Below are 14,970 nucleotides of genomic sequence, written 5' to 3'. Positions count from 1 at the left end.
AGAAACTAAAAATAGGCCTATGTACGAAGCAGGACTTAATACTTTTTTATCTATTTCCCATAGGATATTTTCAGCCGTCTTTCTTATTGAAATCATTGCTATATATTTAATCTGAAAAATATTCCTTTATGAAAATACGATACTTTTTAGGACTCATGTTTCTTTCGGTTAGCACTGTTTTTTGTCAGGATAATACTTCGAATGAAGAATTCATCGCTGAAATGAAAACAGACGCTAAAGAAAATTTACTTGATAAATGGTATCCTCTGGCCATTGATAATGAGGACGGAGGTTATTACAGTGAAATCACCTATGATTTCAAACTGGGGGAAAAACATGATAAAATGATCGTGACCCAGGCCAGGCATATCTGGACCAATTCAGTAGCTGCTGAAGTATTTCCAGAAAATGCTAATTACCTTCAGTATGCCGAACATGGATTTAAGTTCTTAAGGGATGTGATGTGGGATAAGGAATATGGAGGTTTTCATAACCTGGTTTCTAAAACCGGGGAGCCAATTGCTAAAAAAGGTGAAGAGAAAACGGCTTATGGCAACGCTTTTGGATTATATGGTTTGGCGGCTTATGCCAGAGCATCGCAGAATGAAGAAGCGCTGGAACTGGCCAAAAAGACCTTTTACTGGCTGGAAGAGCATAGCCATGACTCAATTAGTAAAGGATATTACCAGTCCTTAAATATGGATGGATCACCAATTATAAGAGATTCCAGTTTTGATTCCACTTCAGACGTTGGTTATAAGGATCAGAATAGTTCTATACATTTGCTGGAAGCCTTTACGGAACTTTATAAAGTGTGGCCGGATGATCTTGTTGCAGAAAGACTGGAGGAGTTACTATTACTAATTCGTGATACTATTGTAAGCGACAAGAATTATATGAATCTCTTTTTTGAAAAGGACTGGACGCCGGTTACTTTTAATGATCAGTCAAAAGAAGTGATTGAAAAGCACTATTATCTGGATCATGTTTCTTTTGGACATGATGTTGAAACGGCTTATTTGATGCTAGAAGCTTCCGAAGCTTTGGGGCGTGAGGACACAGAAGAAACCTTGGTCAAAGGTAAAAAGATGGTAGATCATTCCCTGGAAAATGGATGGGATCCTGAATTGGGTGGATTTTATGATGGGGGCTATTATTTTGGTTCTGATAAAAATCTTACGCTGGTAAATAAAAATAAAAACTGGTGGTCTCAGGCTGAAGGTTTGAATACACTACTTATTATGGATCATTATTTTCCTGAAGACGAATATAATTACCGTTCCTATTTTAATAAGTTATGGGAATATACCAACACCTATTTTATGGACGAGCGTTTTGGTGGCTGGTATGAATGGGGACTGGATAGCAGACCGGAAACTAAGGATGACCTGAAAGGACATATTTGGAAAGCTACTTATCATAATTTCAGGGCACTCATAAATTGCATGGAAACTCTAAAGAAATAAGGTGATTACTGAAAAATGTATATCCGTTCTTCGTCATAATAGTTATCTCGTTACCCTGAATTTATTTCAGGGTGTCCATTTATAATTATGATTTACAAAACTCTAAGATTCTGAAACAAGTACAGAATAAGACCCTTTATTAAATTTTAGATACTTTAAGGACAATCAAACTAAAAAAATAAGGAAGGCGAAAATCTTAGATTTTCGCCTTCCTTATTTTAAATCATTTCCTCTTTACTTTTTGCTTAGCCTAAGCGTGATCACATCATGAGGTGGCACGACTGCTTTAAAAGGGGACTGAGTGTTTTTCAAATTTTTGTGTTTCCAAAGGTCTCTAATGCTATACGTTTCTGCATTAAAATCGACAGCATAATCAAAATCCGGATCTTTAATCTCATGATCTTTCCAGTTAAAATTTATTTCATGATCGGTATCCGAGCGATTTAAGAAGGTCACTGCCCAGTTTCCACCTGCTAAAGGCTTAAACCAGGTTTCAAGGCCGTCTTCACTGCTATATTTAAATCCCTGCACTCCAAGAGTATCCTGGTCTATAGCGATCACCTCTTTATTAGTAAGGATATTCACTGTTTCTTCACTCATATTACCCAGATCATTTCCGGCAATTAGTGGAGCAGCCAGCATTGCCCACATAGTAAAATGCGCCCGGTCTTCGCTCACGGACATTCCATTTCCAACTTCCATCATATCAGGATCATTCCAATGGCCGGGACCAGCATATTTTCTTAAACCATCCTGCATATCAAGTATTCTAAGTACTCCCCAGGAAGACCAATCGCCGTGATCTTCTTCACAATCCCAGCAAGGATAAATATCTCCCGTTGTCCTCCACAAATGCCCAATATCTTCAGCCCACTCCCAGGGCTGATTATCTCCCCATTCGCAAATGCTTAAAACAATTGGTCTGCCAGCTACATATAGTGCATCTCTCATGGTAAGGTAAGCTCCTTCAGCTTTTAAACCTTCCGTGTTACACCAGTCATATTTTAAATAATCCACTCCCCATTCAGCATAGATTTGAGCATCCTGAAACTCCCTTCCCCGGCTGCCGGGTTTACCTCCACAGGTTTGCCATCCGGCATCTGAATAAATACCAAATTTCAGTCCTTTAGAATGTACATAGTCTACCAGTGCTTTCATCCCCGAAGGAAACTTTTCCTTATCTGCATGAATAAACCCATTTTCATCTCTTTCACCATGCCAGCAATCATCAATCACAATATATTCGTAACCGGCATCTTTCATTCCGCTGGAAGCCATATTGTCTGTTGCCGTTTTGATAAGATCTTCATTAATGTCGCAGGCAAATTTGTTCCAGCTATTCCATCCCATAGGAGGAGTTTGAGCCAGATTATCAAATTTTTGAGCATTAGTTAGATGTGATCCTATGATAGTTATTAGAATAAGGAAGATTTGCTTTAAAGTCATTTCTATGGTTTCAATATTAAATTTTAAAAAAGAAATTCCCTACAGTTGCCCGTAGGGAATCAAATTATTTAGCACAAATTAAGCTAACACAAATAATCTTATAATTCTTCAAATCTTACATTGTCTATTGCAAAATTAAGTAGAATGTCTGCCCCTTCGAAGGCCATCCCAAATTCAGCATCTACCAGGCTGAAGTCTGGTACTCCTAGTGCGGTAGCGGGAATACTTACCGTAATCCAATCACCATCAGTATCCAGAGCATTTCCAGTTTCGTTCCATGGTTGCCAGTCATAAAATGCATCTACTCCATCTGAGTCATTAAATCTAATCCTGAACATCCCTGAATTAATAGGTTCGAAAATATTAATATCAAATTTTAATACATATTCATCTAGATTAGAACCCACCATGTTTGCACCATAGAAAGTAGCATCATTTCTCCAGAAAAGATCCTGCCATCCTGTTCCTCCAGTTTGAAAATTGGCTCTCCCATAATTACTTCCATCTAAACTAATAGAGGCATCATTTTCTACGGTTACATTACCCCAGTATGGGTCTTTTCCATCCCAATCAAAGAACACTGCCTCAGAATTAGCCACTGGTTCTGGTCCTCCACAACCGGGAGTATCAAAACGTACGTTATCTATTGCAAAATTTAAAAGTATATCGGCACCTTCGAATGCCATTCCAAATTCAGCGTCTATCTGGCTAAAATCGGATACCCCAATTTCAGATAAAGGAATCTCCACTGTTTCCCATCCATCTGTAGTGAATGATTCACCGAGATCATTCCATGGTTGCCAGTTATAGAAAACATCTTCCCCGTCTGCATCATTAAATCGAATTCGGAACATCCCAGCTGTAATTGGCTCGATGACATTTATATCGAATTTCAAGGAATAACCGTCAATATTATTACCTACAACACTAGCACCGTTAAATGTAGCGGCATCGTTTCTCCAAAAAAGATCTACCCATCCTGTACCTCCAGTCTGGAAATTTGCTCTACCATAATTTTCTCCATCCAGTGAAAGAGAAGGATCATTTTCTGCAGTAACATTTCCCCAATATGGATCTTTTCCATTCCAGTCAAAAAATACTAAAGATTCGTCTTTAACAGGGCATTGTCCACCTGCATCCGATTCAATCCCAAGAACACTTACTAAATCTGCCGGAATTAGAACTCTGTTTATTTCATGTAAGACTCCGTTAGTAGCGCCAATATTTGCATTAACGATTCCAGAAGGGATTGCTTCTTCAAATGAAGGGATTAATCTCGCATTTTCACCACTAAGATCTACAGTAATATTATCACCATATACTGTAGCAATACTTTCGCCGTCAGTTAACTGGCTAGACATTAATATTCCTGAATAAAGGTGATAAGAAAGTAGCTGTTTTAATGCTTCAATTTCTTCAGGAGTCTCAAAATCTTCTAAACTTTCAAAATTTGTAATTAATGAAAATAAAGCTGTAAAAGCATCATTATTAGGAACAAATACACTGAATTCGTCTGATTCAAGGGCACTTGTTAATCCAGCTTTTTCGGCGGCTGCAAGAAAAGAAGTATATCCTTTATCTTCGCTACGTTCCTTTAAATTTAAGGTAGCATCAAGAATTTGTTGAAATATGCTTTCTGGTAGAAGTACTTTATTAGTTCCGTGTACCACTCCATTAATTCCCTGGATATCGGTAGTAGTAAAATTACCAGTGGTATAACTGCCATCTGTTATCACTGCATCATCATTTATAGAAAAACTATCTCCCTCTAAGGTAGCCTGTTCTGTTCCTCCAATAGTTTCAAAAAGTGTATTCGCTCCACCTACCACGTGATACATTAATATTTCCTGTAGTATTTCTGTAGGCACATCGTTTAAAGATGACCACCCAAAAGCACCATTTAATTGCATCATTAAATTTTCAAAAGCTACATTCGTAGGAGCAAAAACTGTGAATGGGTAAGTTTCCAATTCAGGATCTGTCATTGAAAGAGTTTCAGAAAGGCCTGTCAATTCAATAGCTTCCGCCAGTTTTGAAAAATTAGGGTTTGCTTTCGTATGATCCAAAACTGTAGGAGGAGTTAATAGGTTATCAACAACATGTAAAACACCATTTGTGGAACCTACATCAAAGGAGCCTTGTACCGGAGTCGCCATCCCATTTAACTTCAAACCACCATCAGTATTAATAAATAGACTCAAATTGTTATCATCTGGTCCCGTTGCCATGGTGGGCGTATAACCCGTGGTTAGTGTAGAAGAGAAATCTGCGGTTGTGGTACTAAGTACATGATTCAACAAAAAGTTAGTAAGTTCCTCTTCACTCATTGAAGACATATCAAAATCACCAAAAGCTGCATTATTTGGAGCGAATAAGGTGTAAGTTGAAGTCGATCTCAACGTGGAATCCAATCCAACCTGGGTTAAGGCCTGGGCTAAAGTGGATAAATTCGCGTCATCGTTAACTATTTGAGTGAGATTCCGTGGATCGTCACCGAGTTGTGGATAAAGATCATCATCCTCATTACAAGAAGTTACTCCGGCTAAAAGAATTAGCATTACCACATAATATATTCTGGATAATTTCATCTTTTTTAATTTATTTTTATTTGAAAGAGATTCCAGAATTTCTAAATTCTGGAATCTTTATATTTTAAACTAACTATCATCAATTTAAAGAAGCCCAAAATCATCTACGTAAAATATATACTGAGCTTTACCTGTACCCGAAGCTTCCTGGAAATCCAGCCTTGTAATGGTAGCTGGTGCACCTCCATTTGGATAAAAACTTGACAAGGGTACCACGAATTTATTCCATTGATTCGGAATCAACACAAGGTTTACCTGAGCTGCAAAGTCATTTATTGCAAGATTTACAGAATCTCCAGCATCACCAGTTCCGTAGATTGAAAAGGTAAGGGCCTCATAATCATCAAATGGAATGTTCGGAGCCAAAAATGATAATCCAGACCATGCTTCACGTGTACTTTTAATAGAGAATTGACCTAAGGCAGGACTTGTATTTTCAATGTCAAAAGTTCCTCCCCATTGGCTCATTGTCCATTCTGGATTTAAGGCATCGATATAAATTGAATAACTAAATCCATAAGAATCAGATTGTGTAACTGCTCCTCTGGAGGTTTCCAGGTAAATAAATGCCTGTTCAATACCAGATGGCACTATAACCGTAACTTCAGTTTCGGAAACTGAAAGTATATCTGCCTCTATTTCCACGAGGTTCCCGTCTTCCTCTGAACCGGAGACGAAAGTTACCGAGTTTGTCTCTGAAAAATCTCCACCTAATAATGTTACTGTTTTAACTCCATCTATAGTAGCTTCGGTGAAATCATCTATAGTTAACAGTGAAAAGTCATAACTCGTAGACCCTGAAAGGTTCTCCAGCACTAACTCATTAGACTGCCCAACATAAGGAGCACTCTCAGGTACAGTTGCAAAAGTAAGATTATCTGTAGTAAGCGCAAGGTTAACACTTGCCTGGACACCATTGAAGTAAATAGCTTTAAGGGTAGAAAAATTTTCACCTCTAATGATATAGGTATTTTCCAATACACCCTGAGTAACTGCTACATCTTCCCTTGCTTCACTTACGCTGGTGATTACCGGCGGACCATCTCCGCCCTCCGGACTAATTACATCAAAATCACTGTCACATGAAAACAACAGACTAGCAAACAAGACCATGAATATTGGTTCAGCTATCCTAATTTTTATTAATTTGTTTTTCATAATATTTTTTTTAAAAAATTATTCATCATCACTAAAATCATAAGGCACCGGGGGCTCCAATAAAGCAGGGTTATTCTGAGTTTCGTTACTTGGATAAGGGAACAAAAGATCGTCCATAGTAGGTGTATACATTTCAGAATTTACAGTGGGCGGAGTAGTGTCATCATTAAAAGTACCTCGCTCCGTATTAGCTAGAAAATCTAAAGCAAATTCAGGTCCCTGACGAACTACATCATACCAGAATTCGAATTCAAAAGCTAACTCAATCCTTCTCTCGTGGAAAACATCTTCTAGAGTAGGATTTGCAATAGGGTCTAATCCGGCTCTTTCCCGAACTTTATTAAGTGATTTAACTCCTTCTTCATATGATCCCCCGCCGTTTAAAGCAGCTTCAGCATGTATTAAAAGTAGTTCTCCATATCGTAATATATAGGTATTATTAGGATAGCTTTGCTGAGCCCCACCACCATTAGTGGCAGCATTACCTACTACATACTTTTTAATACCCACGTTAGTACCTTGATGGTCCACATTTTCGGAAACGGTGTAACCTCCATTTAAATCCGGATAAAAAGATCCCGGATCCATAATCGTGGCATAATATCTTAAATCCTGTTCTTTGTCTTCATACGCATCCTGCAAATCCAAAGATGGTCCAATGGCTGAATATCCATCGGAAAATCCTGTTATTCCAGCCTGAGCAAACAAGGACTGGATACCGTTACCTTCAGAATATTGTCCAGAAGTAGACCATTGCAGCGCAAAGATTGATTCAGGATTGTTATCGTTAGCGGTTAGGAATAGATCATAATAACTTCCAGACGGATCTCCATCAGCTCCAGTACCACCATAAAGCTTAAATTCTCCCGAATTTATAACGTCATTTGAAAGTTCATATGCCCTGGCCCAGTTTTCTTCATAGAGATAGATCTTGGCGAGCATAGCTTTAGCAGAGCCGCTTGACACTCTAGCATTCAAATCGTAGTTGGAACCTCTGGTTTTATCATAGAGATTTTCCATTGCAAACATTAGATCCCTCTTAATGAATTCATACACGTCCTCAACAGGGTTTCTGGGAACTACAGGCTCCAAAACATAATCGGTATTATCAGCTATAATTGGCACAGAACCGAATATTCTTACCAAATAAAAATAAGCAGTTGCTCTAATGAACCTTGCCTCTCCCAACGAATTATTTACTACTTCCTGAGGAACACTCGGATCAACGGAATTAGGCAGAGTATTGATGAGAGAGTTGGATTGAGCAATGACAGCGTAAAGAGATTCCCATGATTGGGTTAAAGTATTATGTTCTCCAGTAATCGCGAAATTGTCAAAATCTGCATTTCTTGGATCCCATGTTCTTCCATTTCCAGAACTTAGTTCTCCAATGGCCCAAGCAACATTTGAAATAAAATTGTACCAAGGCCTGGAATAAAGATGATTAGCCGCGGCCTCTACCTGGTCCGTTGTTTTATAAAAGGTTGCTGCGCTATAAGAATCCTCCGGAGGTCTCTCCAGAAAATCTTTGCTACATGAAGGGAAGCATAAAAAAGCAGCGATCACTATTATAGTCTTTGTTTTTAAAAATTTCTTCATCATCATATAATTATAATTCTACGTTCAGTCCTATTGAAAAAGTTCTTGGGGATGGGTATCTTCCATTATCAACCCCAAGTAAAAGGGCGTTCTGATTGTAAGCACCTACCTCAGGATCGTAACCAGAATAATTTGTAAACGTGTATAAATTTTGAACACTACCGTATACTTTTAATTTTCTCAATCCTAATTGATCTGTGGTACTTGAAGACAAGTTATAACCTAAGGTCAAATTTTGAATTCGTAAATAAGAACCGTCTTCGATATAACGGTCTGAAATATTAATATTCGGAGTGTCATTTCTAGCCAACCTAGGGGCACCTGCATTTGGATTATCAATGGACCAATAATCTAAAACTGATGGCGATTGGTTAACATAATAACTATTTGCCGCGGTAAGAGTTCTTTTTACAGCATTAAAAATATCATTCCCATAAGATCCCTGTAGGAATAAGGAAAGATCAAAATTTTTATAAGAGAAATTATTTTGGAAACCAAATGTAAAATCTGGATGAGGATTACCTATAACTGTGCGATCATCATTGTTGATTAACCCATCACCATTGATATCCTTGAATTTAATATCACCAAGCCAGGTAGTTGAAAATAAAGCATCTTCAAAAGGTCTTCCAAATTGTATTGGAGCTCCTTCAATATCATCTGTTGTTCTGAAAAGTCCCTCAACCTGGTAACCATAAAACATACCAACAGGTTCTCCTACCTTGGTAAGTGTTAGGTTCTGGTTTGACTGGTTTAAACTAAGATCTCCGTTAATTGTTAGATCTCCCAATAGCTCGGTGACTTCATTCTGATAATGAGAGAATGTTAAAGTAGATTGCCAGTTGAAATCACTTTCTCCTAATGTTGAATAATTTATGGTTAAATCTACTCCTTTGTTTACCATTTCACCAAGGTTAACCCAAGGAGCCGTTATAGCTCCAGGTGAATTACCCCCTGTAATAAAATCGGTCACAGCTAATTGATAAAGAAAATCTTTTGAAACTTTGTTATATACTTCTATAGTTGTATTCAATCTTGAATCAAATAATCCAAAGCTCAAACCTAGATTCGTCTGAGTTGATGATTCCCAGGTAAGATCAGGATTTTCAAAATTGGCAAATTCAAAGCCTGTACCCAGTCCAGTAGATATGGTATTCAGTCTTACACCATACGCGAAATTTGGAATAGCCTGATTACCAACTTCCCCGTAACCACCATATACTTTTATATTCTGAATCGATTCAAAATCTTCCATAAAAGCCTCGTTGGAGAGTCTCCAGGATCCAGATACCGATGGAAAATACCCCCACTTGTTACCTTCGGCAAATTTAGAGGAGCCATCAGCTCTTAGGGATGCTGTTATATTATACCGATTATCGTAGGAATAAATCAGCCTTCCAAAATAAGATTCCAAAGCAGAACTTCCTATATACTGATCGTTAAAGTCATTAGCATCACCAGTTCCTAAAACTGGAATATCATTACTAACAAAATTACCATCCTGAGCTATAACTCCCTGCCATTTTGATTCTTGAACCTCCTGCCCCAGTAACATGGTAACATCATGTTTTTCATTGAAAGTATTATCATAAGTCAATAGGTTTTTAATAATCCAGAAATCATTATTTTCTCTTCGAACGTTTAAGGTACTTTCCCCTCTTTCCAATACTCCGTAAGTAAAAGTAGGTTGAAACCGATCACTTAAATTATTACCAAAATCTCCACCAAATTCCGTTCTGAAATTTAAATTATCAGATATATTGAACTGGGCAAAAATATTTCCGAAAATCCTATTTCTTGTTAAGGTATTACGGATGCTTAAAGCTTCTGCGATGGGATTACGAATTCCAAAAGCGATTTCATCGGCGGTTTGCGGACCAGCAAAAGTCCCGTCTGCATTGTAAACAGCAGTAGCAGGATTGTTCAATAATGATAAAGAAATGATACCATTACTAGAACTATTCAAAGTAATATCATCATTAGTTCTACTAGCAGTAAGAGCAACTCCAGTACTAATCCAATCATTTAAATCAGCATTAACATTCGTTCTAACTGTAATACGATCAAATCCAGAACCTATAACAGTACCTTCTTGATCGGTGTAAGAGGAAGAAATAAAATAATTAATCTTATCCGATGCTCCAGAAAAAGACAACTCGTGATTCATTTGCAGAGCATCATCAAAAATCTGCGCCTGCCAGTCTGTTCCAGGACCCAATAAATCTGGATTTAAAAATTCAATTTGTGGATCTAAACCATATATTTCACCAATAGTATTTTGAAGTCTTGCATATCCCGGCAGATCAAGCACATCAATCTTATTTGTAGGTCTTTGCATCGCAACATATGTGTTATAACTAAGTCTACCCGCTCCTTTTTTACCTTTCTTTGTTGTAATAATAACTACACCATTAGAACCTCTCGAACCGTATATTGCAGTAGCAGATGCATCCTTAAGAATATCAACAGATTCAATATCATTTGGGTTTAAAGCAGCCAGCGGACTTACATCTGTTGCTCCCGTACCATCTCCAATTCCACCATCGGCAGTTGACCTTCCACTGGTTGCGATATTTCTAGAATCTCCAGACACTGGCACACCATCAATAATATAAAGAGGCTCACTCGAACCGGTAATTGTATTAACCCCTCGAATCTTCACCGAGACGGCTGAACCAGGCTGCCCAGAATTCTTTGTAACCATCACTCCAGCAGCCCTACCCTGCATTAGTTGATCAACACTAACTTGAGGGATGTTTTCAAATTCCTCACTACTAATACTGGATACAGAACCGCTTATTTCTTCTTTTCGTTGAGCACCATATCCAATAACTACTACTTCATCTAAACTTTCAGAATCAGTATCCAATGTAACACTCAGTTTCTCACCTCCCGAAACACTCACTTCCTTAGTCAAAAATCCAACAAAACTAAAAACAATGACTGCATTATCATCTACACTAATTTCAAAATTCCCATCAAAATCGGTAGTGGTTCCATTCGAGGTGTTTTTCTCAATTACATTTACCCCTAATAAAGGTATACCTTCCGTATCAATCACTTTACCGGTCACAACGTTCTGCGCGAGACCAATTTGAGTGAAGGCACAAAAGAAGAGGGCAAAAAATAATATTTTGCTTCTAAGGCTACAGCTGCCTTTACATTGAAGTATCTTTCTTCGCATAAGAATTAAATTGGTTGATTTATATAAAAAATTACGGTATCAATAATATGAAAACAAAACAATTGTTATATTAACAAAAAAACACCCATATTTTTCCCATACTCAAAATTAGAAGGAAAGTTAAGGTCTTGTTAATATTATTTTATCAAATATTAATGATATTTTTTCCTACCTAGATTAATCTGGAATATGCTAATATTAATTTTATACGAAATTGGTAAGTTCAAAATATATTCAGCAGAAAAATAATAGAGAAATAGTGCTATTCAATAATTTTGGATCTGACATATTTTCCCGACTTACTAAGATTAGATAAGTCCTTTAATTCGTTATGCTTAGTACCAGGTTTAAGGGCTGCAGATGCTTCTTTTTTATCAGCTATAGACCAATTACACCATGACAAATTATTGTCATCCATAAAGTCTAACCATTTTTGAGTTTCCTCATAAAAAACTTCCCCATTACCATCGGCATTTGTAGTTCCAAATTCAGTAACAAAAATTGGTAGATTTTTCTTCATTGCATTAGCAGCTGCCTCTCTAAGTTCTTCGTGATGAGTACCTGCATAGAAATGTAATGTGTAACCAATATTAGCCTCATTAATAGGATCTTTTGCTGCGTAAACAACATCCTGTGACCATCTAGGTGTGCCACATATTATAATATTATCGGGATCGTTCTTTCTAATTGCTGAGATGATTTCCTGATGATATGGTTTTAGAACTTTACTCCAGGAAACTTCTAACGGTTCATTATAAGGCTCATATATTAAATTAGGGTATTGACCATATTTATCACTTAATTCAGAGAAAAATTTCTTTGCTTCTAAAAGATGATCTTCAGCATGATGATCATGCCAGTCTACGATAACATAAATTCCAAGCTCAATTGCTGCATCTACAACTTTATAAATTTTTCGCTTCTCTTTTTCCGGATTTTCCAGGAAACCTTCGTTTTCAATAGCCATAGCTGCTCTTATAACACTAATCCCCCAATTATCTTTCAATTGTTTTAAGGTGGTTTTATTATAATACTGCGGTTGCCATTGGCTCCAGAACAAAGACATCCCTTTTAACTGAACAACTTCTCCATGCTCACTAACCAATTTAATCCCATCGAAGCTTAACTGACCATACTTGGCTACCGGAGTCAAATTTTCTGTATTTAATGCTTTAACGGCAGATCCTTCGTTGTTTTTCTCTCTGGAAGACGAATCCATATTCATAGAAGAACAACCGCAAATAATTAATAACGGAAGTAAGAAAATAATTAACCCAGATATGCTTTTCATGAAGCCTTTAATAATATTTATAATACTCTTTTTATTCCACTAAATTCCTCCCTGTACTGGCTAGGTGTACAGTCCTTATTCTTTTTAAAAACTCGATTGAAATTTGCAATATTATTGAAACCACATTTAAAGGCAATTTCGGCTATACTTAGTTCCTTCTCAATTAACCATCGAGCAGCATAACCTATTCTTGTATCATTAACGTATTCAATAAAAGTTTTTCCGGTTCTCCGTTTAATAAATCGATTAAAAGAGACCGGGCTCATATTTACAACATCCGAGATCTCCTTCAAGCTTATCTTTTTTTGATAATTCTCCTGTATATACTCATATATTTTCTTAATCTTATCACTGTTTTCAAAGTTTTTATTTTCTGAAATATATGATGAAAGAAGGTGTTGATTTCTGGAATTTGCAAGGTCATGTAAGATGGAAATCAGCTCCAGAAAATAATCAATACTATCTATTTTAGATAATCTAAGTATTTTTGGTTTTATTTCTTTTGAAATCTTTTCTGAGAACAATATTCCGTGAGCAGACCTTTCAAACATATCCTTTATCGGTTTCATTATTCTTCGGCTTAACAGCCTATCATCAAAAAGGTCGTTATGAAATTGAATTGTTATTTCGTGAATTTTCTTATTGCTACAGTTGTGGATTTCCCAACCATGATTCAGGTTTGGCCCCACAAGTACTAATTCTATATTATCAATTTCCTCCAAACTATCACCCACTACTCGCCGAACACCTTTACCATTTAAAATAAAATTAAGCTCATACTCAGGATGAAAATGAATTGGAAAATCAAAATCATCCTTAATTCTATCAAAAACAAGGAAGCTATCTTCAGGGGCTAGGGGTGTAATTTCCCGGTGTATCTCCTTTTGCATATTCTTTTAATTACGATTGAGAAAAAATTTAATCAAGAATTGACAATATTCTATTAAAGTTCAATAACCTTGAAAGTTAAATTTGATATTTCTTAACATTTTAGGCGATTTAATTAAATTTTCCTTAAAATTTAGAGATTAAATATATAATAAGACAAAACTAAAGATAAAATATTTTACCAAAAAAATTCAAAATTTACACTTATTACATGAAATATATTGTCAAAATAGGTATTCTTCTAACATTTATTGTATGTATGACATCATGTAAAAGTATGTATCGAATAAAATTAGAGGACATTCACCTTGCTAATATTAAGGCATCAGAAAAAACTAAAATTTTATATGAAAGAATAAAAACCATTCCCAATGATGGTTTCGCTTTTGGACATCAGGATGCTACCATATATGGCATTAACTGGAAACAGCCAGATTCCCCTCTTAAGATAAGAAGTGATATCAGGGATGTTTCTGGAAAGCTTCCGGCGGTTCATGGGTACGATCTTGGGCACATTGAGTTAAATCATTCTTTCAATCTCGATACCGTTTCCTTTGTGCTTATGAGGGATCAGGTAAAAAAAATGTATAAAAAGGGTGCGATTATAACTTTCAGCTGGCACCTGGATAACCCGGTGACAGATGGGAGTTCCTGGGATACGACGGCAGCAGTTTCCGAAATTTTAAAGGGTGGTTTAAAGCGAGAAAAATATGAAAAATGGGTATCACGACTCTCGATTTTCTTTAAATCCTTAAAAGATGAAAAAGATCAGCCTATACCAGTAGTTTTTAGACCCTTTCATGAAATGAATGGCGGATGGTTTTGGTGGGGAGAAGGGAATTGCAGCGCAGAAGACTACAAGGAATTATGGAGACAAACTTTTATGCTACTTCAGCAAAACAATGTTCAAAATCTCTTATTTGCCTATTCTCTTAACATCATGCAAAGTAAAGAGGATTTTGAAAGATACTATCCCGGTGATGAATATGTTGATATTCTCGGGGTTGACATTTATAATTACGGCGGCAAAGAGGCATTCATAAAAAACATTCAAACAAATCTTGAAATCCTGAGATCTGAAGCTCAAAAAAGATCAAAGCCATATGCTCTTACTGAAACAGGAAATATTAATCCGGGCTCAGATCCTGACTGGTGGACAGAAAACTTATATCCTGGTATTAAAGATTCGGGTATTGCCTGGGTGCTACTTTGGAGGAATGCTAGGCTCGATCATTATTTCTCTACCTATAAAGATGATGTAACTGCAGAAGACTTCAGGGAATTTGAAAAACTGGAAGAAACTTTATTTTTAGATCAGGTAAAGAAAATCAACTTTAAACTTTAATTTAT

Annotated in this window: 9 protein-coding genes; 2 read left to right on the top strand and 7 right to left on the bottom strand. The window is 36.7% G+C overall.

The features are described 5' to 3' along the window. Positions 1-128 precede the first annotated feature (128 nt). The gene (locus tag QZ620_RS01030) at positions 129-1,466 is read left to right on the top strand and encodes an AGE family epimerase/isomerase (RefSeq protein ID WP_295178135.1); all 1,338 of its coding nucleotides are present in this window, start codon (positions 129-131) and stop codon (positions 1,464-1,466) included. A gap of 234 nt (positions 1,467-1,700) precedes the next feature. On the opposite strand, the gene QZ620_RS01025 is transcribed toward QZ620_RS01030, so the two are convergent. The 7 genes from QZ620_RS01025 to QZ620_RS00995 form a co-directional block, all read right to left on the bottom strand. After that, positions 1,701-2,912, bottom strand: a complete 1,212-nt coding sequence (locus tag QZ620_RS01025) for a glycoside hydrolase family 27 protein (protein WP_295178133.1) — start codon at positions 2,910-2,912, stop codon at positions 1,701-1,703. A 98-nt stretch (positions 2,913-3,010) separates the two neighbouring features. Beyond that, positions 3,011-5,500, bottom strand: a complete 2,490-nt coding sequence (locus QZ620_RS01020; RefSeq protein WP_295178131.1) for a glycan-binding surface protein — start codon at positions 5,498-5,500, stop codon at positions 3,011-3,013. Positions 5,501-5,584: 84 nt separating this feature from the next. Continuing rightward, positions 5,585-6,658: a hypothetical protein gene (locus QZ620_RS01015; RefSeq protein WP_295178130.1), complete on the bottom strand. Its 1,074-nt coding sequence runs from the start codon at positions 6,656-6,658 to the stop codon at positions 5,585-5,587. Between the two features lie 18 nt (positions 6,659-6,676). Beyond that, positions 6,677-8,263 (bottom strand): RagB/SusD family nutrient uptake outer membrane protein, encoded by a 1,587-nt coding sequence (locus tag QZ620_RS01010; RefSeq protein ID WP_295178128.1) that lies wholly within the window; start codon positions 8,261-8,263, stop codon positions 6,677-6,679. A gap of 4 nt (positions 8,264-8,267) precedes the next feature. Then, positions 8,268-11,441: a TonB-dependent receptor gene (locus QZ620_RS01005; protein WP_295178126.1), complete on the bottom strand. Its 3,174-nt coding sequence runs from the start codon at positions 11,439-11,441 to the stop codon at positions 8,268-8,270. Positions 11,442-11,703: 262 nt separating this feature from the next. After that, positions 11,704-12,732: a glycoside hydrolase family 5 protein gene (locus QZ620_RS01000; protein ID WP_295178125.1), complete on the bottom strand. Its 1,029-nt coding sequence runs from the start codon at positions 12,730-12,732 to the stop codon at positions 11,704-11,706. A 17-nt stretch (positions 12,733-12,749) separates the two neighbouring features. Beyond that, complete coding sequence (locus QZ620_RS00995) at positions 12,750-13,622, bottom strand: AraC family transcriptional regulator (RefSeq protein ID WP_295178123.1); 873 nt, start codon at positions 13,620-13,622, stop codon at positions 12,750-12,752. A gap of 275 nt (positions 13,623-13,897) precedes the next feature. On the opposite strand from QZ620_RS00995, the gene QZ620_RS00990 reads away from it, so the two are divergent. Beyond that, a complete protein-coding gene (locus tag QZ620_RS00990; RefSeq protein WP_295178122.1) occupies positions 13,898-14,965 on the top strand; it encodes a glycoside hydrolase family 26 protein in 1,068 nt (355 codons plus the stop codon). Positions 14,966-14,970 lie beyond the last annotated feature (5 nt).

It is taken from the genome of uncultured Christiangramia sp. (assembly GCF_913046405.1).
Classification (GTDB): domain Bacteria; phylum Bacteroidota; class Bacteroidia; order Flavobacteriales; family Flavobacteriaceae; genus Christiangramia; species Christiangramia marina.
The sequence above is the reverse complement of the archived record's forward strand: the minus strand, read 5'-3'. Positions and strand labels throughout refer to the sequence as shown.

Coding starts and splice junctions, on each gene's coding strand:
- QZ620_RS01030 (WP_295178135.1), top strand. CDS start 129: ATGAAAATACGATACTTTTTAGGACTCATGTTTCTTTCGGTTAGCACT.
- QZ620_RS01015 (WP_295178130.1), bottom strand. CDS start 6,658: ATGAAAAACAAATTAATAAAAATTAGGATAGCTGAACCAATATTCATG.
- QZ620_RS01000 (WP_295178125.1), bottom strand. CDS start 12,732: ATGAAAAGCATATCTGGGTTAATTATTTTCTTACTTCCGTTATTAATT.
- QZ620_RS01020 (WP_295178131.1), bottom strand. CDS start 5,500: ATGAAATTATCCAGAATATATTATGTGGTAATGCTAATTCTTTTAGCC.
- QZ620_RS01010 (WP_295178128.1), bottom strand. CDS start 8,263: ATGATGATGAAGAAATTTTTAAAAACAAAGACTATAATAGTGATCGCT.
- QZ620_RS01005 (WP_295178126.1), bottom strand. CDS start 11,441: ATGCGAAGAAAGATACTTCAATGTAAAGGCAGCTGTAGCCTTAGAAGC.
- QZ620_RS01025 (WP_295178133.1), bottom strand. CDS start 2,912: ATGACTTTAAAGCAAATCTTCCTTATTCTAATAACTATCATAGGATCA.
- QZ620_RS00990 (WP_295178122.1), top strand. CDS start 13,898: ATGTATCGAATAAAATTAGAGGACATTCACCTTGCTAATATTAAGGCA.
- QZ620_RS00995 (WP_295178123.1), bottom strand. CDS start 13,622: ATGCAAAAGGAGATACACCGGGAAATTACACCCCTAGCCCCTGAAGAT.